Annotated in this window: 25 protein-coding genes; 2 read left to right on the forward strand and 23 right to left on the reverse strand. The window is 67.1% G+C overall.

Going from position 1 to position 20,432, the window contains the following annotated elements:
* Position 1: 1 nt before the first annotated feature.
* The 14 genes from rplN to ABRP18_RS14195 all read right to left on the reverse strand — a co-directional run bounded on the left by rplN (position 2) and on the right by ABRP18_RS14195 (position 8,677).
* Positions 2-370, reverse strand: a complete 369-nt coding sequence (gene rplN / locus ABRP18_RS14130) for a 50S ribosomal protein L14 (RefSeq protein WP_017201583.1) — start codon at positions 368-370, stop codon at positions 2-4.
* Complete coding sequence (gene rpsQ / locus ABRP18_RS14135) at positions 367-699, reverse strand: 30S ribosomal protein S17 (protein WP_017829201.1); 333 nt, start codon at positions 697-699, stop codon at positions 367-369. Before rpsQ ends, rplN begins: the two co-directional genes overlap by 4 nt.
* Positions 699-1,016, reverse strand: a complete 318-nt coding sequence (gene rpmC, locus ABRP18_RS14140; protein WP_017829202.1) for a 50S ribosomal protein L29 — start codon at positions 1,014-1,016, stop codon at positions 699-701. The genes rpsQ and rpmC overlap by 1 nt, the downstream gene beginning before the upstream one ends.
* Positions 1,016-1,435: a 50S ribosomal protein L16 gene (gene rplP / locus ABRP18_RS14145; protein ID WP_017829203.1), complete on the reverse strand. Its 420-nt coding sequence runs from the start codon at positions 1,433-1,435 to the stop codon at positions 1,016-1,018. Before rplP ends, rpmC begins: the two co-directional genes overlap by 1 nt.
* Entirely contained in the window at positions 1,435-2,190 is a 756-nt protein-coding gene (rpsC, locus tag ABRP18_RS14150; protein WP_017201587.1) for a 30S ribosomal protein S3, read from the reverse strand. Before rpsC ends, rplP begins: the two co-directional genes overlap by 1 nt.
* Positions 2,190-2,588: a 50S ribosomal protein L22 gene (rplV, locus tag ABRP18_RS14155; RefSeq protein ID WP_045264641.1), complete on the reverse strand. Its 399-nt coding sequence runs from the start codon at positions 2,586-2,588 to the stop codon at positions 2,190-2,192. The genes rpsC and rplV overlap by 1 nt, the downstream gene beginning before the upstream one ends.
* Positions 2,588-2,869, reverse strand: a complete 282-nt coding sequence (rpsS, locus tag ABRP18_RS14160) for a 30S ribosomal protein S19 (protein WP_017829205.1) — start codon at positions 2,867-2,869, stop codon at positions 2,588-2,590. Before rpsS ends, rplV begins: the two co-directional genes overlap by 1 nt.
* 12 nt (positions 2,870-2,881) lie before the next feature.
* A complete protein-coding gene (rplB, locus tag ABRP18_RS14165; RefSeq protein ID WP_017201590.1) occupies positions 2,882-3,721 on the reverse strand; it encodes a 50S ribosomal protein L2 in 840 nt (279 codons plus the stop codon).
* A gap of 20 nt (positions 3,722-3,741) precedes the next feature.
* Positions 3,742-4,065, reverse strand: a complete 324-nt coding sequence (gene rplW / locus ABRP18_RS14170) for a 50S ribosomal protein L23 (protein ID WP_017829206.1) — start codon at positions 4,063-4,065, stop codon at positions 3,742-3,744.
* A complete protein-coding gene (rplD, locus tag ABRP18_RS14175; RefSeq protein WP_021201122.1) occupies positions 4,062-4,724 on the reverse strand; it encodes a 50S ribosomal protein L4 in 663 nt (220 codons plus the stop codon). The genes rplW and rplD overlap by 4 nt, the downstream gene beginning before the upstream one ends.
* Before the next feature lie 2 nt (positions 4,725-4,726).
* Positions 4,727-5,386, reverse strand: coding sequence for a 50S ribosomal protein L3 (gene rplC / locus ABRP18_RS14180; protein WP_021201123.1), 660 nt, complete (start codon positions 5,384-5,386; stop codon positions 4,727-4,729).
* 8 nt (positions 5,387-5,394) lie between these two features.
* Complete coding sequence (gene rpsJ, locus ABRP18_RS14185) at positions 5,395-5,703, reverse strand: 30S ribosomal protein S10 (RefSeq protein WP_017201594.1); 309 nt, start codon at positions 5,701-5,703, stop codon at positions 5,395-5,397.
* 845 nt (positions 5,704-6,548) lie between these two features.
* Positions 6,549-6,761, reverse strand: coding sequence for a hypothetical protein (locus tag ABRP18_RS14190; RefSeq protein ID WP_045264638.1), 213 nt, complete (start codon positions 6,759-6,761; stop codon positions 6,549-6,551).
* A gap of 104 nt (positions 6,762-6,865) precedes the next feature.
* A complete protein-coding gene (locus ABRP18_RS14195; protein WP_147251191.1) occupies positions 6,866-8,677 on the reverse strand; it encodes a DUF4012 domain-containing protein in 1,812 nt (603 codons plus the stop codon).
* A 91-nt stretch (positions 8,678-8,768) separates the two neighbouring features.
* On the opposite strand from ABRP18_RS14195, the gene ABRP18_RS14200 reads away from it, so the two are divergent.
* Both ABRP18_RS14200 and ABRP18_RS14205 read left to right on the forward strand, forming a co-directional pair.
* Positions 8,769-10,022, forward strand: a complete 1,254-nt coding sequence (locus ABRP18_RS14200) for a nucleotide sugar dehydrogenase (RefSeq protein WP_220151072.1) — start codon at positions 8,769-8,771, stop codon at positions 10,020-10,022.
* Positions 10,019-11,173, forward strand: a complete 1,155-nt coding sequence (locus tag ABRP18_RS14205; RefSeq protein ID WP_349884860.1) for a hypothetical protein — start codon at positions 10,019-10,021, stop codon at positions 11,171-11,173. The genes ABRP18_RS14200 and ABRP18_RS14205 overlap by 4 nt, the downstream gene beginning before the upstream one ends.
* Here ABRP18_RS14205 and ABRP18_RS14210 read toward each other — a convergent pair.
* The 9 genes from ABRP18_RS14210 to ABRP18_RS14250 are packed head-to-tail and all read right to left on the reverse strand — an operon-like array spanning position 11,152 to position 20,358.
* The gene (locus tag ABRP18_RS14210) at positions 11,152-12,174 is read right to left on the reverse strand and encodes a hypothetical protein (RefSeq protein WP_193761392.1); all 1,023 of its coding nucleotides are present in this window, start codon (positions 12,172-12,174) and stop codon (positions 11,152-11,154) included. The genes ABRP18_RS14205 and ABRP18_RS14210 overlap by 22 nt on opposite strands.
* Entirely contained in the window at positions 12,171-13,499 is a 1,329-nt protein-coding gene (locus ABRP18_RS14215; RefSeq protein ID WP_113680401.1) for an oligosaccharide repeat unit polymerase, read from the reverse strand. Before ABRP18_RS14215 ends, ABRP18_RS14210 begins: the two co-directional genes overlap by 4 nt.
* The gene (locus ABRP18_RS14220; protein WP_349884861.1) at positions 13,496-14,632 is read right to left on the reverse strand and encodes a glycosyltransferase family 4 protein; all 1,137 of its coding nucleotides are present in this window, start codon (positions 14,630-14,632) and stop codon (positions 13,496-13,498) included. Before ABRP18_RS14220 ends, ABRP18_RS14215 begins: the two co-directional genes overlap by 4 nt.
* Complete coding sequence (locus ABRP18_RS14225) at positions 14,629-15,561, reverse strand: NAD-dependent epimerase/dehydratase family protein (protein WP_113680399.1); 933 nt, start codon at positions 15,559-15,561, stop codon at positions 14,629-14,631. The genes ABRP18_RS14220 and ABRP18_RS14225 overlap by 4 nt, the downstream gene beginning before the upstream one ends.
* Positions 15,558-16,220 carry a NeuD/PglB/VioB family sugar acetyltransferase gene (locus tag ABRP18_RS14230; RefSeq protein ID WP_349884862.1) on the reverse strand — a complete coding sequence of 221 codons (663 nt, stop codon included), beginning with the start codon at positions 16,218-16,220 and terminating at the stop codon, positions 15,558-15,560. The genes ABRP18_RS14225 and ABRP18_RS14230 overlap by 4 nt, the downstream gene beginning before the upstream one ends.
* A complete protein-coding gene (locus ABRP18_RS14235) occupies positions 16,213-16,836 on the reverse strand; it encodes a sugar transferase (RefSeq protein ID WP_193761390.1) in 624 nt (207 codons plus the stop codon). The genes ABRP18_RS14230 and ABRP18_RS14235 overlap by 8 nt, the downstream gene beginning before the upstream one ends.
* Complete coding sequence (locus tag ABRP18_RS14240; protein ID WP_349884863.1) at positions 16,833-17,969, reverse strand: aminotransferase class I/II-fold pyridoxal phosphate-dependent enzyme; 1,137 nt, start codon at positions 17,967-17,969, stop codon at positions 16,833-16,835. Before ABRP18_RS14240 ends, ABRP18_RS14235 begins: the two co-directional genes overlap by 4 nt.
* On the reverse strand, positions 17,966-19,774 hold the full coding sequence (locus tag ABRP18_RS14245) for a nucleoside-diphosphate sugar epimerase/dehydratase (protein ID WP_113680396.1): 1,809 nt from the start codon (positions 19,772-19,774) through the stop codon (positions 17,966-17,968). The genes ABRP18_RS14240 and ABRP18_RS14245 overlap by 4 nt, the downstream gene beginning before the upstream one ends.
* Positions 19,771-20,358: a hypothetical protein gene (locus tag ABRP18_RS14250; RefSeq protein ID WP_061016826.1), complete on the reverse strand. Its 588-nt coding sequence runs from the start codon at positions 20,356-20,358 to the stop codon at positions 19,771-19,773. Before ABRP18_RS14250 ends, ABRP18_RS14245 begins: the two co-directional genes overlap by 4 nt.
* Positions 20,359-20,432 lie beyond the last annotated feature (74 nt).

Here is a 20,432-nt window from a genome sequence, read left to right on the forward strand (position 1 = left end):
ATTAGATGACCTCCGGCGCCAGCGAGACGATCTTCATGAACTTCTTGTCGCGAAGCTCACGACCGACCGGCCCGAAGATACGGGTGCCGCGGGGCTCCCCGTCGTTCTTCAGGATCACTGCGGCGTTCTCGTCGAACTTGATGTAGGAGCCGTCCGGACGACGGACCTCCTTCTTGGTGCGGACGATGACCGCCTTGACGACGTCGCCCTTCTTGACGTTTCCACCGGGGATCGCGTCCTTGACGGTCGCGACGATGGTGTCGCCGAGGCCCGCGTAACGGCGCTTCGAGCCACCGAGAACGCGGATGGTGAGCAGCTCCTTGGCGCCGGTGTTGTCGGCGACCTTGAGTCGGGATTCCTGCTGGATCACTTGGCCTTCTCCAGAATCTCCACCAGACGCCAGCGCTTCGTGGCGCTCAGCGGGCGGGTCTCGTTGATCAGGACCAGGTCGCCGATGCCGGCGGAGTTCGCCTCATCGTGCGCCTTGACCTTCGAGGTGCGGCGGATGACCTTGCCGTAAAGCGGGTGCTTCACGCGGTCCTCGACCTCGACCACGATGGTCTTGTCCATCTTGTCGCTGACGACGTAGCCGCGGCGTGCCTTGCGGTAACCGCGGGCAGCGGCGTCGCGGACGTCGTGCTCGGACGACTCGTGTCCTGCGGCCTGCGTCTCCACAGTCGCTTCCTTCTTGGTGGCCATCACTCAGCCTCTTCCTTCACGGCGTCGTCGGCGGAGTCCGCCTTCTTCGCCTTCGACTTGGTCGCCTTCTTCGCCGGAGCCTCGACCGGAGCGGGCGTCGCACGGATGCCCAGCTCGCGTTCGCGGATCACGGTGTAGAGGCGCGCGATGTCGCGCTTGACGGCGCGGATGCGGCCGTGGCTCTCCAGCTGGCCGGTGGCCGACTGGAAACGGAGGTTGAACAGCTCCTCCTTGGCCTTGCGCAGCTCCTCGACGAGGCGCTGGTCTTCGAATGTGTCGAGCTCTGCCGGGGCGAGCTCCTTGGTGCCGATCGCCATTACGCGTCGCCCTCCTCGCGCTTGATGATGCGTGCCTTGAGCGGCAGCTTGTGAATTGCACGGGTCAGAGCTTCGCGAGCGAGCTCCTCGTCGACACCCGCGACCTCGAAGAGGACACGGCCCGGCTTGACGTTGGCGACCCACCACTCGGGGGAACCCTTACCGGAACCCATGCGGGTTTCGGCCGGCTTCTTCGTGAGCGGACGGTCGGGGTAGATGTTGATCCACACCTTTCCACCACGCTTGATGTGACGGGTCATCGCGATACGAGCGGACTCGATCTGACGGTTCGTCACGTAAGCGGGCGTGAGGGCCTGGATACCGTACTCGCCGAAGGAGACCTTCGTGCCGCCGGTGGCCTGACCCGAGCGACCCGGGTGGTGCTGCTTGCGGAACTTGACCTTACGGGGGATGAGCATTATGCCGACGCTCCTTCTGCGACAGGTGCCTCGTTGCGCGGGGCACGGCGGCGGTCGCCACCACGGTCGTCACGACGAGCCTTGGGTGCGTTGGCCTGCTCGCGAGCGAGCTCCTTCGCGGTCAGGTCGCCCTTGTAGATCCAGACCTTCACGCCGATGCGGCCGAAGGTGGTCTTCGCCTCGTAGAAGCCGTAGTCGATGTTCGCGCGCAGCGTGTGCAGCGGCACACGACCCTCACGGTAGAACTCCGAACGGCTCATCTCGGCGCCGCCGAGGCGGCCGGAGACCTGGATACGGATGCCCTTGGCGCCGGCGCGCTGAGCGCCCTGCAGACCCTTGCGCATCGCACGACGGAACGCCACACGAGCAGAGAGCTGCTCGGCGATGCCCTGTGCGACGAGCTGTGCATCGGCCTCGGGGTTCTTGACCTCGAGGATGTTCAGCTGGATCTGCTTGCCCGAGAGCTTCTCGAGGTCGCCGCGGATGCGCTCGGCCTCGGCTCCACGACGACCGATCACGATGCCCGGACGGGCGGTGTGGATGTCGACGCGGACGCGGTCACGGGTGCGCTCGATCTCGATGTTCGAGACACCGGCGCGGTCGAGCTGCGTCTTGAGCAGGTTACGGATCTTGATGTCTTCGGCGACGTAGTCGGCGTAGCGCTGACCCGGCTTCGTCGAGTCAGAGAACCAACGCGAGACGTGGTCCGTCGTGATGCCGAGACGGAAGCCGTACGGGTTTACCTTCTGTCCCATTACTTGCTCGCCTTCTTGTTGCTGTCGCCCGCGGCGGCCGGAGCCACCTCAGGCGTCGAGAGCACGACCGTGATGTGGCTCGTGCGCTTCTTGATCTGGAAAGCGCGACCCTGTGCACGGGGCTGGAAACGCTTGAGCGTGGTGCCCTCGTCGACGTACGCGTTGGCCACGTACAGGTCCTTCTCGTCGAGGAACTCGCCGTCGCGATCTGCCTTCACCTGCGCGTTGGCCATGGCCGACGCGACGAGCTTGTAGATCGGCTCACTGGCGGACTGCTGAGCGAACTTCAGGATCGCCAGAGCCTCCTGGGCCTGCTTGCCCTTGATGAGCGCGACGACACGACGAGCCTTCTGAGGGGTCACGCGAATGTGCTTCACGCGTGCGATCGATTCGACCATTAGCGGCGCCGCCCCTTCTTGTCGTCCTTCTCGTGGCCGCGGAAGGTGCGGGTGGGCGCGAACTCGCCCAACTTGTGACCGACCATGGTCTCGGACACGAACACAGGGATGTGCTTGCGTCCGTCGTGGACCGCGATCGTGTGACCCAGCATGGCCGGGATGATCATGGACCGACGGGACCAGGTCTTGATGACGTTCTTGGTGCCGGCTTCGTTCTGCACGACCACCTTGCGAAGCAGGTGATCGTCGACGAAGGGGCCCTTCTTAAGACTGCGAGGCATCTTCTCTTACTCCTACTTACGCTTCTTGCCGGCGTTACGACGACGCACGATGTACTTGTCGCTTTCCTTGTTGGCGTGACGGGTACGACCCTCAGCCTGGCCCCACGGGGAGACGGGGTGACGACCACCAGAGGTCTTACCCTCACCACCACCGTGCGGGTGATCCACCGGGTTCATCGCGACACCACGCACGGTCGGGCGGACGCCCTTCCAGCGCATGCGGCCGGCCTTGCCCCAGTTGATGTTCGACTGCTCGGCGTTGCCGACCTCGCCGATGGTCGCGCGGCAGCGCGCATCGACGTTGCGGATCTCGCCCGAGGGCAGACGCAGCTGGGCGTAGGGGCCGTCCTTGGCGACGAGACGGACGGACGCGCCGGCCGAACGTGCCATCTTCGCGCCGCCGCCGGGGCGGAGCTCGATCGCGTGGATCACGGTACCTGTGGGGATGTTCTTCAGCGGGAGGTTGTTACCCGGCTTGATGTCAGCCCCGGCACCCGACTCGACGATGTCGCCCTGCTTCAGCTTCGCCGGAGCGAGGATGTAGCGCTTCTCACCGTCGAAGTAGTGCAGCAGCGCGATGCGCGCGGTGCGGTTGGGGTCGTACTCGATGTGAGCGACCTTGGCGTTGACGCCGTCCTTGTCGTTACGACGGAAGTCGATGACGCGGTACTGGCGCTTGTGGCCACCACCGATGTGACGGGTCGTGATGCGGCCCTGGTTGTTGCGACCACCGGTCTTCGAGAGCGGGCGCAGCAGCGACTTCTCCGGCGTCGATCGAGTGATCTCGGCGAAGTCAGCCACCGACGAGCCGCGACGGCCCGGGGTCGTGGGCTTGTACTTGCGAATAGCCATTATTGTCCTTATCCCCCGGATCAGCCGATTGCCGTGAAGATGTCGATGGTGCCCGACTTCAGGGTGACGATGGCGCGCTTGGTGTCCTTGCGCTTGCCGGTGCCGAAGCGGGTGCGACGAGCCTTGCCGACGCGGTTGAGGGTGTTGACCCCTGCGACCTTGACGCCGAAGATCTTCTCGATGGCGAGCTTGATCTCGGTCTTCGAAGCGCGCGGGTCGACGAGGAAGGTGTACTTGCCTTCATCGATGAGACCGTAGCTCTTCTCGGACACGACCGGCTTCAGGATGATGTCGCGCGGGTCCTTGTTCAGGGCCGTCTGGAGAACAGATGCCTGCTCGCTCATGCGGAGACCTCCTGGTTGGCGCCGGACTTGGAGGCGATGAAGCCCTCGAGCGCGGCCTGGGTGAAGACGATGTCGTCGGAGACGAGCACGTCGTATGCGTTGAGCTGGTCGAACGTCAGCACGTGCAGGTTCGACAGGTTGCGGATGCTCTTCAGCGTCACGTCGTCGTTGCGCTCGATCACGACGAGCACGTTCTTCGACGAGACGACGTTGGTGAGGAAGTTCACCGCGGTCTTGGTCGAAGGCGTGCCGTCGATCCCGAAGGACTCGATGGCGTGGATGCGGTCACCGCGGAAGCGGTCGCTGAGCGCGCCCAGCAGGGCGGCGGCGATCATCTTCTTGGGGGTGCGCTGCGAGTAGTCGCGCGGCTTGGGGCCGTGCACGATGCCACCACCGGTCATGTGCGGCGCGCGGATGGAACCCTGACGGGCGTTACCCGTGCCCTTCTGCTTGAAGGGCTTGCGGCCGGCACCGGAGACCTCGCCACGACGCTTGGTCGAGTGCGTGCCCTGGCGAGCCGCCGCGAGCTGCGCGACGACGACCTGGTGGATGAGCGGGATGTTCGTCTTGGCGTCGAACAGCGCGGCGGGAAGCTCGATCGAGCCTGCCTTCTTGCCGTCTGCCTTGAGGACGTCGAGCGCGAGAGTGGAGTCAGCCATGATCAGGCACCCTTCACTGCGTTGCGGACATAGACGATGCGGCCACGAGCACCGGGGACGGCGCCCTTGACGAGCATGAGTCCCTTCTCGATGTCGATGGAGTGCACCGTGAGGTTGAGGACGGTCACGCGCTCGCCACCCATACGGCCGGCCATGCGCATGCCCTTGAAGACGCGGCTCGGGGTCGACGATGCGCCGATGGAGCCGGGCTTGCGGTGGTTGCGGTGCGAACCGTGCGAAGCCGAGACGCCCTTGAAGTTGTGACGCTTCATGACACCGGCGAAGCCCTTGCCCTTGCTCGTGCCGACGACGTCGACGAGCTGGCCGGCCTCGAAGGTGCCGTCGACCGTGAGCTCCTGGCCCAGGTTGTAGTCGCCGGCGTCCGCGGTGCGGATCTCGGTGACGTGACGACGCGGCGTGACGCCTGCTGCCTCGAAGTGGGCGGAGAGCGGCTTGTTCACCTTGCGGGGGTCGATCTGGCCGTACGCGATCTGCACGGCGTTGTAGCCGTCCTTCTCGGGCGTGCGGACCTGGGTGACCACGTTGGGTGCCAGCTCGATGACGGTGACGGGAACGAGCTTGCCGCTCTCGTTCCACACCTGGGTCATGCCGAGCTTCGTGCCCAGCATGCCCTTGGAAACCTTGGAGTTGATGTCAGCCATGTCGAACCTCAGAGCTTGATCTCGATGTTGACATCGGCCGGCAGGTCGAGACGCATCAGCGAGTCGACGGCCTTGGGCGTCGGGTCGACGATGTCGATCAGACGCTTGTGGGTGCGCATCTCGAAGTGCTCGCGGCTGTCCTTGTACTTGTGCGGCGACCGGATGACGCACACGACGTTCTTCTCGGTCGGAAGGGGCACGGGGCCGACGACGGTTGCGCCCGCACGGGTCACGGTGTCGACGATCTTGCGTGCGGACGTGTCGATGACCTCGTGGTCATACGACTTCAGGCGAATGCGGATCTTCTGTCCCGCCATTGTCTGCTCTCTCTCTTTAAGCGTCTTACCGTCCGGGACCGGGTGGCCCTGGGGCATTGGACGCACGTCGGCGCTGTTCGCGCCTCGGCACGAGAACGGCTCTTGCGAGTCGATCTGCTGCACCACTGTTCTTCTGTCAGCCGGACGCCGTGAAGCGACCGGATGCCGACCTCCCGCCGCGCACGGCAGAACCCTTCATATTGAGGGGTGTCGGGGTGTGTTCTGCTACCCGCGGCCTAGAACCCTGCACCGTCCCGGAGGAGGCGCCGTCTATGCACTGCCCTGGCAGTGATCCCTCGCGCGCACAGCGGCGACGGAATATCGAACCTGTCTATTCTGCCACGGCTGATTTCACTTGCGCAAACCCGGGCGTGTCGCGCTGGCCCGGCAGTCCCGGTGAGGCGTCGGAGACGGCTCAGATCACAGGAGATAGCGGGGCGAGGCATCCCCATGCCTCGCCCCGCTTGGGGAGGGCGTTCAGTGCGAGGGGGCACACCGAACGCGAGCAGCCCGGCGTGAAGGGACGCCGAACTCCTCGACCGAGGGCGCGGCGGAAGACCCGCCGCGCAGGCAGGGAGACGCTCAGGCGCCGTGATGGCGCGCGTCGCACGATGATCCCCAAGATCGCTTATCCCCAGTTTCGTACGCGGAAGTCCGCGTGCTTCGGGAAACCGAACCCCTTCGGCTTCCCCGACCGCAAGATCCCCAGGCGGTCTCGATGATCCTACTGGATACAGCTGCGGATGCGCCACATCCGACGACATTCCGAAGCCGGAGGCGCCGGACAGGCACAGAAGAGCGGCGACCCACCGGAGTGGATCGCCGCTCAGAGGCTGTGCTGCGTGCTACTCGTTGCCGACGGCCTTGTCGGCGCTGTCGCGGATCTCGTCGATCTTGTCTGCGGCGCCGGGAGCGATCTTCTTGGCGAAGTCGGCCACGCCGTCGAGCACCTTGTCGCTGATGTCCTCGGCCTGCTCGCTCTTGACCGCCTCGGCGATCTTGTCCTTGTTCTGCTCGTACAGGTCCTTGCCCTTGTTGACGGCGTCCTCGATACCCATGATTCCCCTTAGGAGGCGGTGTGCGATGTGCGTCTAGTCTGCACGAACCGCCGCGCTATCACCAGGGGGATCAGCTGCGGCAGAGCAGCATCCCGTGGCGTCGGTCACTGGCAGGTGACGGCGTCCTGCGTGAGGACCGTCGGAGTGACGACCGGGGTGCTGTCGAGCTCGATCTTCGTGGGGGCGTCGGAGTCGGCGACGAACTCGTAGGTGAGCGTCCTGCTCTCCTGCGGCGCCAGCGTCAACCGCATCGTTCCGACGGTGAACTCCTGGTCCTTGCGCACCTCCGACTGCGCGAGCTCGGCGTCTGCCCTCTGCCCGACCGGCGAGTATCCCGGAGGGGCGAAGGCGAGGGTCTCCACCTGCATCGATCCCTTCGGCGTCTCGATCCCGACGCCGGTGACGTACTCGGGAAGCCCTCGCACCGAAGCGGGATCGACGGTGTTGGCAAGCGTCACCGTCACGAACACGTGACGGCGTCCGTCGGCGGCGCAGACCGGCTGACTCACGTCGATCGACTGGGTCATGTACCGCTGCATCTTCCCGGGCGTCCAGTCGATGAAGTAGACGCCGAACGCCTCCGTACCTTCCGCCGCCCTCGGCCCGCGACGATCGAGGTCCGTGCCGGCGATGAGCTGCTGCTCCGACTCGCGGGCGCTCCAGATCGCGATCCGGCCCTCCTTCGCTGCGAGCCCGAGCACAGAGGACAGCTTGGCGAAATCGACCTGACCGCCCATCAGCTTCTGCAGTGTCAGCCCAGCGAAGACCTGGTTGATCATGTCGACCTCTGCGGGCTCGTACGTCTTGTAGAGGTCGCCGAGCAGCATCGCCACCGCGTTGGAGTTCGAGATCTCCGGACCGCCGGGGATAGCGACCGGCCCGGTCGCGACCAGGAGGTAGCTCAGGGCGACGGTATCGAGGGAGACGACCGCGTCGACCTCGACGCCCTTGGCCTCTCGCCACATGTCGCGTGCGATCTCGAACGTCCTGTCGAAACGGGGCGAGCGGGTGAGCGCCTGAACGTAGCTGCCGAACAGCGAGCCGTACAGGTCGGTCTCCTCCTGCGTCACTCCCCCGACCGGTGGACGGAAGTTCGGGAAGTCGCGACCGGAAGCCGACGACTGGTTCACGATCGAGATGGCGCCGTTGTCGATGTGCACCTGGGCCATGGAGCCGATCGTGCCGCCACCGGACATCACCTCTCCATTGTTCTGGAAGATGACCAGCACGTCGCGGGGTCCCCCCTCTCCCAGCATCTCGGGGAGGGCTTCGACAAGCGGCATGACGCCGGCGAGTGTGCTCGCAGCCGGCTTCAGAACCTTCTCGATGCGTTCCACACCGGATGCCACGGGCCCGAGGAGCGCGTCATGATCGACGCCCGCCAGCATCGATGAGGCATCGCGCACGGCCTGGTCGGCCGACCGCGCGATGTCCCCGATGCCGTGGATCGCCTGGAGGTCGAGCCCGCCGTCGGAAGGACGAAGTGCTGCGATGTCGATCCCCGAAGCGGGAAGGAGCGCCTTGGTGGCCAGCTCGTCGACGGCCGCGGTCGCCATGCGGACGCCATGGAGGTTGGGGCCGATCACCGGCACCCACTCCAGCGATTCCCAGAGGAATCCGCTGGTCTGCTCGTGCGCGGAAGCGGCGGTCTTCGTCAGCTCCTCCGCCGCGGCCTGCGCGCCCGCAGTGTCACCGGAGGCGATCAGCCCGGGGATGCTCTGGGCCAGCGGCACCGAAGCCTCGAGCTTGTCCTTGGCGTCGAGCGCCTTCGGAATGAGGATCGCCGCGATCACGGCGACGGCGATGAGCAGTGCGAGCACGACGCCCACCACCCACAGGATGATCCGGGTGCGGCGACTCTTTCGACGCTGCTGCTCGTTCTGGGCTCGACGCGCGCGTCTGGAGTCTCGGGTCACCGCAATATACTACCGAGGTGGACCTGAGCAGCGTCGCAGACCGCGACGCACGCCCATGGCGGGGGTTCGCCCACACCATGGAGGAGTGCACGTGAAAGCTGTCATCGTCGGTCAGGGATATGTCGGGCTTCCGGTAGCCATGCGCGCCGTGCAGGTGGGCATGACCGTCGTCGGACTCGATGTCGACAGCGTGCGGATCGCCGCTCTGCACGCCGGTGAGTCGTACGTCGATGACATCTCGTCGGAGCAGCTGAAGGAGGCGATCGCTTCCGGTCGCTATCTCGCGTCCTCCGACTACGACGACACCGAGGGCTTCGACGTCGCGGTGATCACGGTCCCCACCCCGCTCCGCGAGGGCCTCCCCGACATCTCCTACATCGAGTCGGCGGGAGCATCGTTGGCGACCCGACTCACCCGCGGGGCGACGGTCGTGCTCGAGTCCACGACCTACCCGGGCACGACAGAGGAGATCCTCGTCCCCCTCCTCGAGGCCGGGTCCGGGCTCCGGGCAGGACAGGACTTCGCCGTCGGATACAGCCCGGAGCGGATCGACCCAGGCAACCCCACGTGGGGCTTCGTCAACACACCGAAGGTCGTCTCCGGCATCGACGAGCAGTCACTCGGCAAGGTGAAGGCCTTCTACGACCTCCTCGTGGACCGAACGGTGAGCGTGACCACGCCCAAGGAGGCCGAGCTCACCAAGCTTCTCGAGAACACGTTCCGCCACGTCAACATCGCCCTGGTGAACGAACTCGCCGTGTTCGCGCACGAGCTGGGCGTCGACATCTGGGAATCGATCGATGCCGCGGCGACCAAGCCGTTCGGGTACATGAAGTTCACCCCGGGCCCCGGTGTCGGCGGCCACTGCCTTCCCGTGGATCCGAGCTACCTCTCGTGGCAGGTGCGGCGCAAGCTCGGACGTAGCTTCCGCTTCGTCGAACTCGCCAACGATGTCAACGACCACATGCCGGACTACGTCGCCCAGCGTTCCATGGAACTGCTCAACGAAGACCGGCGCTCGCTGAACGGGTCGACGATCCTGCTGGTCGGACTCGCGTACAAACGCGACACCGCCGACATCCGCGAGTCCCCCTCCCTGCGCCTCATCGAGCTGCTCACCTCCTTCGGTGCGTCCATCCGCGGCGCGGACCGCCACGTCGAGTCGCACCGGTGGCCGACCGCCGTCGAGCGCGTGGAGCTCTCCGCTGCGGAAGTCGAGGCCGCTGATCTGGTCATCCTGGTGACCGATCACTCCGACTTCGACCTGACGCTGCTGCACGAGTCCCCGACGCCGGTGCTCGACACCAAGGGCCGGCTCTCGGGACCCAGGGTCGTTCGTTTGTGAGCTCGCTGCGCCTGATCCTCACGTCCTCGGCTGCCGCGGTCGCGACACTCTCCGTTCAGGTCCTCGGCCTCATCACCCTCGCCCCCACGGACTTCGGGCTCTTCTCGATCGTCTATCTCGCCGGCGCCTTCGCGCTGTCGCTCGCACTCTCCCTCATCTGCGAGGCGGCGACCCGTTCACGCCAGGACGTCCCCACCTCCTGGCCGGACTTCAGCGGTGCGTCGACGGAGTTCGCCCTGATCTTCGCCGCCGTCTCCGCACTCGTCGTCTCCCTGACGAACTCGCCCCTGACGCCGTACTGGTGGCTGATCGCGCTCGCCATCGGCGGCAGCGCCTACCGCTCGACCGCACGGTTCTACGCGGTCGAGAACGGCGACACACGCGGGTCGGTCCTCGGTGACGCCATCGCCGCCATCGTCGCCGTCGTCCTCAGCGTCGTGACCCTCACCCTCCACAGCGGCGAGCTCTCCTGGGTCCTCGGCACCTGGGCGGCGTCGAGCGTCGTCGCCGCCGTGTTCTCGAGGTGGCCGGCTCTGAGTCGACCTGGCGTGCTCGTGCGCTGGACCCGTCAGCGCTGGACCGCCATCGCTCCCCTCGTGCGCGACTCCCTGATCATGGATGCCTCGTCGATCGGTACCCCCTACGCGCTGGCCCCGATCTTAGGAGTGGGCCCGTTCGGTGTCTACCGGGCCGTGTCGAACGTCGCCGCACCGGTGCGCCTGCTGCTGAATCCGATCCGGCCGCGCATCGCCCGACTGCGGATGTCTGCGGCGACCGTCGGCGCGGTCGTGGCCGGCGGTATCGTGCTCGGCGGTCTCGCCGCCGGGGTGCTGCTGCTGCTCGGCGAGACGTCCTGGCCGCTCGGCACTCTCCGGGACCTCATTCCGTTCGCCGCACCGACCGCGATCTTCGTCATGGCGAACATGGTGGGGCACACCTTCTACATCGTGTCCAGGCTGCGGGCCTCACGACGCGGCCTGCTCGCGGCGCGGCTCGTCCAGACCGCGCTGGGCGTCGTCGGGCCGCTGGCGGGTGCTCTGCTGGGCGGGCTGAGCGGAGCGATATGGGCATACGCCCTCTCCACCCTGCTGTCGTCGCTCTTCTGGCTGCTCGTCGCCCGCCGCGCGGGTCAGCTGCCGGTCACCGCCTGACGCCAGACCGACTCCCACGCCGAGAAGCTGTAGTGATCCCGGACTGTGCGGTGACCTGCGGCTCCCCGCTCAGCACGTCGCGTCGCGCTCTCCGAGAAGAAGCCGGTGAGAGCGTCCGCCCAGTCGTCCGCGCTCTCGGGCGCGATGCCGTCTCCTCTGCGGAGGATCTCGGCGTTCACCCCGACCGGGTCGCCCATCATCGGAATCCCGGCCGCGCCGTACTGCAGCAGCTTGTAGCCGCACTTGCCTCGCGACCAGGCGGAATCCGGTGTCGGCATCAGCCCGAGATCGGCGTCGGCGAGCACGGCACCGAAGGTCTGCGGCGACCACGCCACCCGGTCGACGATCGCGTCCAGCGGTCCGAGCTCCGCGTCCCCCGCGCTGACGACGGTGAGCCGCATGCCCGTCCGCTCATGCGCGTACAGCAGCGCAGACTCGATGTCGCGCAGATAGCGCTCCGTGGCGGGCGAGCCGATCCATATCGCGCGCGGCGTCTCCCCGATGTCGAAGCTCGTCTTGCGCGAGTAGTCTGCCGGATCCACGCAGCTCGGGATCACGGTCACGCGAGGGTTGATCCGACTCGCCGCCTCGGCGAGTGCGGCGTTTCCCGCGATGACGACATCGGCCGCGCCGACCGCCGCTCGCCAGATCGCCGCCTTCGGGAACGGGCCCCGGCGGTCGAGGTGGAGGGCGTCGTCGAAATCATAGATCCCGACGCGCTCGCCACTCAGCAGACGTCTCTCCACACCACCGCGGCTCAGCGGACTCGCCTGCCGCGACACCAGCACTCGCGCGTCGCGCGGAGGCCTGCGACGCAGCTCCGCCTCGGCCGCGAGCAGCCGCCGAGGAGACTTCAGGAGAGACCGTCCGGAGTTGGTCGCCCCGTCGAGATACGAGTGCGTGACCGCGGGCACCTCCAGCCTGTCGAGCCAGTCGAAGACGCGGACCCGTGCGCTTCCCGCACTGCGCCCGTAACTGGTGTACGTGTGCAGCGCCGTCATGATGCCGCCCGCCGGCGAGAGCCGATCACCCCGAGCACCACGATGATCGCGGCTGTGACGAGGTACAGCGTGTTGTTGGTCTTCTGCGTGAACGTGACCAGGAACAGCGTCGACACCAGCAGGGCCGAAAGCCACCAGCGCGCCGGGGATGCTCGCCGCGTGGAGTAGAGGTAGGCCACGAGCGCACCGATCGCCGCCGCGCCGAGGGCGACGCCGACGACCCGCCAGTCCCGATAGAACGGCTCCAGCCATGTATACACGTTCGTCAGAGTCCCCACGTTGACGAACGGCGCTACTGGGTTCCAGGTGCGCAGTCCGGGGATCAGACTCAGGACGGGTTCGAAGAAGGCGGTTCCGAATGTCTGCGGGTTGAAATCGCCGTAGACGATGCGAGGCCCGCCCACCGGGGGCCACGCGCCGTTGGTGGAATCCACCAGAGACAGGAACGCGGGCACGCCCGCGGTCAGATAGATGAACGGGCTGGACAGCCCGGAGGCGCTCAGCAATGGCGAGACGTTGCTGCCGACATCACCCGTCTTGCCCAGCGCACCCGCGAGCACCTGGAAGGCGAGTAGCGCACCGGCGCCGATGGCTGCGATCGACATCATCATCACCCAGGGGCGGAGGTACCACGCCCGCACGCGGCCGCCGCGCCAGGAGCGCGCGTAGAGGAGGAGAAGGGCAGCGATCGCGAGCAGAACCCCCGCGAAGAGGTTCGTCCGCTGCAGCAGGGCGAGCATCGAGGCGGCGAGCAGGACCGCAGCCGGCACGCGCCACCACCACGCGAGTCCGTTCCGGACCGACCCCGGGACGATGAGGATCGCGAGCAGAAGAGGTCCGACGTACATCAGCAGACGTGCCCACAGGGGCACCCCGGCGAGGTACGACTCGGCAGCCCCACGGATCGTTCCGGGATGGAACCAGAAGGTCTCCCACCCGAAGCGCTGGAGGATGGTCCAGATGTACACCCCGAAACCCAGCGCGTAGGCGCCGGCGAGGATCAGCAGGACTCGTCGGCTGACGAGCGCATGGTCCCGCGGTGCCAGGTCGGCGCTGCGTGCCTTGCGGGCTGCGAGCGCGATACCTCCCCACGCCCCGACGGAGAAGAACGCGATACCGACCAGCAGCACGCCCCACGCGGCGATCGATGCACCGTGATAGGCGATGAGCCCCGACCCGACGAGGACCAGCGTCACCGCCCACACCGCGTTGTGCACGACCACGGGAAGGAACGCTCGTCGCGCGATGAACCAGGTCAGGACGGTCAGTCCGATGAGCACGGCGACGACGACGAGCGCGCCGACACCGTTGGAGACGTCCGTCATCGCCGACCTCGCTCCATCTCACTCCGCAGGAAGTCGGACACCGAGGCATGGACCGCGTCACGTCGGAAATGCTCGACCACGAAGTCGCGGGCGTTCGCGCCCAGGTCCGCCGCGAGATGCGGATCCTCGATCACCCGCTGCAGAGCGTCGGCGAGCTGACCCGCGTCCCCCGCCGTCACCATGAGTCCGGTGCGCTCGGGGATCACGGAATCCACCGCTCCGGTCGCATCCGTGGTGACGACGGCGATCCCCGTCGCCCCCGCCTCCAGCACGACGTTGGGGAAGCCCTCGCGCAGGGTCGGGAGGCAGAGGGATCGCATCAGGGGATAGTACATCGATGTGTCCGGCACGGCCCCGAGCACGATCGGGGCCCGCCGCAGTCGAGAGAAGGAACCCAGTTCCGCACCGTCGACGCCGCCCACGATCAGCAGCTGGTATGCCGCCCCGCGATCGTCCAGGAGGCGGCAGGCCTCGGCGAGGACCTCGAGGCCCTTGTCGTGGTTGAGTCTGCCGACGAAGCCGATGACGGGGAGACCGGGCAGGAGGCCATCGACCTGCGCCGCCGTGTTGCCGGGGGCGAAGCGATCCACATCCACACCGTTGGAGCTGCCTCTGCCGCGCACGGTGATGCGTGCGGCCGGCGCGAGCCGCAGGGACACGACGCGCTGTCGGAGACTCGGACTCACCGCCAGCGTGGTGGTCGCGAGGCGGATCGTCAGACGCTCCATGATCGTCAGCACCCGCCGAGTCATCCCCGCTGCGGTCTCCAGTCGGAGCCCGCGCAGGTGATACACGCGAGTGCGAACGCCGAGCAGTCGGGCGGCGGTGATGCCGAGCAGGCCTGCTTTCGGAGTGCCGACGAAGACGACGTCGGGCCGGAGGCGGCGGATCAGCCGCATCCAGTCCCGCAGCCCTCGGACGTCCCCGACGATGTCGATCTCTCTGGCCATAGGGAGCGGATGCACCGAGACGCCGGGAGACGTTGCGAGCGCCTCGAGTCTCTCGCCGGGCGAGCTCGCGACGTGCACCTCCCATCCGTCAGCGACCAGCCGCTGCGGCAGCCCGGACAGCAGGCCGATGGAGACGTCCGCCGTGACGCCGATCAGTATGCGAGCGGTCGCGGCCGGGGTCACGAGTCCTTGCTCCGGAACCACGCGACGGTCTTCGCGATTCCTTCCTCGAGCGGGACGGGCTGCACGTCGGGGAACAGCTCCCGCAGACGAACGCCGTCGGACTGGGAGGCACGTACATCGCCAGGACGCGGATCGACGTGCTCGACGCTCACCGTGCGGCCGGTCTGATCTTCGATGACGGTCACCAGCTCGCGCAGCGTGGTGTTGGTTCCGAACGCGAGATTCACGGGATGTCCCGACGTCACGCGGTCTCGGACGGCGACCATGAGCGCATGCGTCACCGTGTCGACGCTCGTGAAGTCCCGCGACTGCAGGCCGTCGCCGTGGATGGTGAGCGCCCGTCCGGCGAGGGCCGCGTCGACGAACCTCGGGATCACGGCGGCGTACACATGATCGGCCGGCTGGTAGGGACCGTAGACGTTGAAGAAGCGGAACGCCAAGGTCGGAAGACCGTAGGAGTACTGGTAGGCCAGCACGTAGGCCTCTCCCCCGAGCTTGGTCGCCGCGTACGGGCTCATCGGCCGCGTCCAGTCGAACTCCGACTTCGGCAGAGCGGGGTTGGCGCCGTACACGGAGCTCGAGGATGCCATCACCACGTAGGCGTTCTCGCGCCGGGCCGCTTCGAGCACGGTCAGCGTCCCCGTCAGGTTGGCGACGTGAGAGGCGACGGGGTCGTCGATGGACCGCGGGACGCTGCCGAGCGCGCCCAGGTGGACGACCGCGTCCGCGCCGACCGTGGCGGCGGCAACCGCTTCGGCATCGGCGACGGACCCGCGGTGCAGCGTGATCCGCGTTCCGGCGAGGTTGGATTCGCGTCCCGTGCTGAAGTCGTCCAGCACGTGGACATCGACATCGGGCGCCTCGTCGTTGAACCGTCGCACGAGGTTCGAACCGATGAACCCGGCACCGCCGGTGATGACTACCTTCACGAGCTGTGACTCTTTTCTGTTGTTCTGTGGATACGAGCGGGCACTCCCACCAGTGTCACCCGTGCAGGGGCGTCCTTGGTCACGCACGCAGCCGCACCGACCGTGACGTCCGCACCGATGCTCAATCCCTGCAGCACCACCGATTTCGCGCCGATGAGCACGCGCTCTCCGATGCGCACGTCCCCCGACACCACCGATCCCGGATTCAAGGACACCGTATCCGCGAGGACGCTGTCATGGCCGACGATGGCTCCCGGATTCAAGTGAGCGTGTCGTCCGACCCGGACATTCGTCGACACCAGCACACCGGCGCACACGACCGCGCCGACGCCGATCGTCGTCAGGGACCCGATCGACGCGCCGGGGTGCACCAGCGTCTCCGCCCGGTCGCTTCCCACCCGCGCGGCGATGTGCGCGCGATGTTCGGGCGACCCCACCGCGATGACGAATGACGACGCCGGGTGCGCGGCGAGTGCCGCATCGATGGTGCCGAGATGGCGATGGCCCCGATCGGCCAGACGCTCCAGAGCGAGAGGGCTGGGGGCGTCGTCGGCGAAACCGAGCACGTCGAAGCGGGGCGACACCGCGTTCAGGGCTTCGACGACGTCCAGCGTCTCGCGCGCGAAGCCTCCGGCGCCGAGGATGATCAGCTCACGCATCGGCATCCTTCAGACCTCGGAACTCCGGCATCGTCGCGTGCCCGTCGGCGCTGACCCCGTCACGGCGCACCACGACGGCGACCGTGCGCCACAGGATCCAGAGGTCGAGCCTCATCGATCGTGTGTCGACGTACTTCACGTCGAGCTGCAACCGCTCATCCCAGTCGACGGTGTTCCGACCGCTCACCTGCGCCAACCCGGTGACCCCTGGTCGCACCTCATGCCGACGAGCCTGCACTGGCGTGTACCGGTCGAGGTAGGAGACGAGGAGAGGGCGTGGACCCACCAGGCTCATATCGCCGAGCAGCACGTTCCAGAAGGTCGGCAGCTCGTCGAGGCTGGTGCCGCGCAGCAGACGCCCGAACGCGGTCAGCCGCGCCGCGTCGTCGGCGGTGCCGACCGCAGGATCGGCGGGGCGCATGGTGCGGAACTTGTAGAGGGTGAAGACCTTCCCCTCGCGTCCCGGCCGCGGCTGCCGGAAGATCACCGGGCGACCGAGGTTCACCAGCACCAGCGCAGCCACGATGATCTGCAGGGGAAGGGAGAGGATCAGGACCACGGCGGCGACACCGAGGTCGAGCGTGCGTTTGGCCGCATCGAAGAAGACTCTGCTCATGCGCGCTCAGCCAGGAAACCGCGGATCAGGGTCTGCACACGCTCCATCTGCTCCTCGGACAGCGCCGACCCCGACGGCAGCGTGATGCCCACGCGGAAGAAGCGCTCCGAGACCCCGTTCACCGCGGCCGGGGCCTCGGCGAAGACGGGCTGCAGGTGCATCGGCTTCCACAGCGGTCGGGATTCGACGTCATGAGAACCGAGGTGCGCGGAGAGCTCGGAGGCACTCCAGCCGGTGACGTCCTCGTCGACGAGCACGGCGGTGAGCCACGCGTTGTCCTCGGCATCGTGGTCTCCGCCGAACACCGAGACGCCGTCGACGTCCGCGAACAGCGCGCGGTACTCGTCGCGCCAGCGGTGACGTCGGCGGATCATGTCGTCGAGGCGGGACAGCTGTGCGCGACCGAGCGCGGCGAGGAGGTTGCTGAGCCGGTAGTTGTAGCCGATGTCGGTGTGCTCGTAGTGCGCGACCGGCTGTCGCGCCTGCGTCGCGAGATAGCGGACGCGATCTGCGATCTCCGCGTCATCGGTCACCAGCATGCCGCCGCCGGAGGTCGTCATGATCTTGTTGCCGTTGAAGGAGAAGACCGACGCGCGCCCGAAGCTGCCTGCGGGTCGGCCGCCGCGGCGGGCTCCGAGCGACTCGGCGGCATCGGCGAGCACCGGGATCCCGTACGCGTCGGCGATCTGCTCGATCGCCTCGAGATCGGCGACCTTGCCGAGCAGGTCGACGGGGACGATCGCCTTCGGCGGTGTGCCCTTCGCCTCGAGTTCCGTGATGACCTCGCGGAGCAGGCCCACATCCATGTTGCCCGTCACCGGGTCCGCGTCGATGAAGTACGGCGTCGCGCCCGTGTAGGCGATCGCATTGGCGGTGGCAGCGAACGTGAAGCTCGACGTGACGACGATGTCGCCGGCACCGACCCCGAGCGCGAGAAGTCCGAGGTGGAGCCCTGCCGTCCCCGAGCTCAGCGCGACCGCGTGGCGCACTCCGACCCTGTCGCACATCTCGCGCTCGAAGGCGTCCACGTCCGGACCGAGCGGAGCGACCCATCCCGACCGCAGGGCGGCGACGATCGCCTTCTCCTCGAGCTCTCCGACATCGGGAGACGACATGTAGATCCGGTCGTTCATCGCGGGAGGTCTCCTTCTCGACCATGGGCGGACACGGCAGCCTCTGCGGGAACGAGCCGGCGCATCCAGCCGCCGAGGTCGAGCGCCTCCGGGCTGATGCTCCCGATCGATGTGTGCTGGATCTGGGGGTGGAAGGGTCGTTCGACGACCTCGTCTTCACCGACCAGTTCCTCGTGCAGCTTCTCGCCTGGGCGCAGACCTGTGTAGACGATCTCGATGTACTCGCCGGACATCGCGATCATGCGTTGCGCGATGTCGAGGATCTTCACCGGCTCACCCATGTCGAGGATGAGCACTTCGCCCGGCCGGCCGATGCTTCCGGCCTGGATCACCAGTTGGCACGCTTCGGAGATCGTCATGAAGTATCGAGTGACCTCCGGGTGGGTCACGGTCACGGGCCCGCCTGCCTCGATCAGGGTCCGGAACATGGGGAGCATGGAGCCCCTGCTGCCGATCACGTTGCCGAAGCGCACGGAGAGGTACCGCCGATGCGAGCTCTTCGCGGCCCACACCGTGAGCTTCTCCGCCACGCGCTTGGAGTGTCCGAGAACGCTCGAGGGGTTCGCCGCCTTGTCGGTGGAGATGTTCACGAACGTCTCGACATCGACATCGAGGGCGGCTTCGAGCACGTTCCGGGTGCCGAGCACGTTCGTCTTCCAGGCCTCTTCGGGATACTGCTCGAGCATGGGCAGATGTTTCAGCGCCGCAGCGTGGAAGACGACTTCGGGGCGATGACGACGGAAGATCTCGCGGAGCGATTCGACATCGCGGATGTCGGCGAGGACGACATCCTCGGTGTCGAGAAGGCCGTGGCCGGAAATGCTGAGCTGACTTCCCTGCAGGCCGCTCTCGTCGCGGTCGAGCATGACGAGCACGTCCGGACCGAACTGCGAGAGCTGGCGGCAGAGCTCGCCGCCGATCGACCCGCCGGCCCCGGTGACGAGCACACGCTTCCCCGTCACGTATCCCGCGATCGACTTGACATCGGTGTCGACGGGTTGACGGCCGATGAGGTCTTCGATGCTGACATCCCTCAGGTCCCGGATGCGGCTCGCGCCCTGCAGGACCTTGTCGAGTTCGGGGAGCACGAGCACGTTGAGACCGGCAGCGTTGCCCGCGTCGGTGACGCGACGCAGCAGTGCGGCGTCGGCGCGTCCTACCGCGATGATGAGCTCCGTCGCGCCGCTCAGCTCGACGGCAGCCCTCAGCTGAGCGAGCGTCCCGAGGACGGGAACCCCCTTGACCCGCAGGTTCCGCTTCTTGAGGTCATCGTCGATCAGACCGACGGGACTGAAGACCGGCTCCTTCGTCTCGTTGAGCATTCGGCTGATCAGCTGCTGGCCCACCCACCCGGCGCCGAACACCAGCACCTTGCGCGATCCTCCCGGAACGTCATCGCTCTTCCGGCTGAAGACGAGCGGCACGTAGCGGAAGACCAGCATCAGGACCAACGCGATCGCCGTCACGGAGAGGGCGGTTCGAAGGGCCTCCGCCGGCTGACGCATCCAGACGAGCAGCACGACCCCCATGAGGACACCCACGAGGAGCGCGGCGAGCCCCAGTGCGCGGACTTCCTCGATGGAGCCGTACAGGTAGCGCCCGCGATACAAGTGAAGGACGAACCCGGCAGCGAACTGCGCGGCGATGAGGCCCGCGATCACGATCAACGCGAACGGCCACACCGTCAGCGGGACGAGGAAGTCATAGCGCAGCAGCACCACCAGCAACGCGGCGATGGCCCACGCCACCGCGTCCGGGATCAGCCGATTGACCGTACGGATACCCGTACCTTCTCCGATGCTCATTCGTTCCCTCCGTGTCGGTCAGCCGTCGCTCCGACCGTCGTGCGGCCCCCCATCACGAAGCGGAGACCGGCGTATGCGACGGCCAGCGCCAGGCCGATGAGTGCCCCCACCGGGAGCACGGTCACCGCGAGCGGCTGGACGGGCGCCACCGGCGTCACCGCTTCGAACGTCTCCGCGCTGACGCCGGATCCGGCCTGCTCCGCCGCGGACTCGGCGATCGCGGTCGCCATGGCCGCCGCCGTCCGAGGGTCCGTGTGCGAGACGGTCACCGCGGTGATCGAAGTCTCCGGACGCCACGTTGCGGAGACGCGGTCGGCGAGTTCGCTCCGCGATACGCCGAAGTCCTCGGCGATCGGGGCGAGGACGCTCTCCGAACGGGCGCGGACGGCAGCATTCGAAGCCACTGTGCGAGGGACGAAGGTCTCCCGGGTGTCGCCCGCGCTGAACACGATCTCCGCTTCCGCCTCATAGGTCGGAGGCGTGAAGACGAGCACCGCCGTCGAAGCGAGCACGCTCAGCAGGAAGACGGCCGTCATGCCCACCCATGCGCGTCTGAACGCGCCGAACCACTCCTCCGGCGACATGCTTCTCCTCTTCGAACCACATGGGCACGGAACGACTCTGTAATCCAGCATCCCAATACATCGGAGTCGGACGG

Source organism: Microbacterium sp. WHRI 7836 (genome assembly GCF_040223885.2).
Lineage (GTDB): Bacteria > Actinomycetota > Actinomycetes > Actinomycetales > Microbacteriaceae > Microbacterium > Microbacterium oxydans.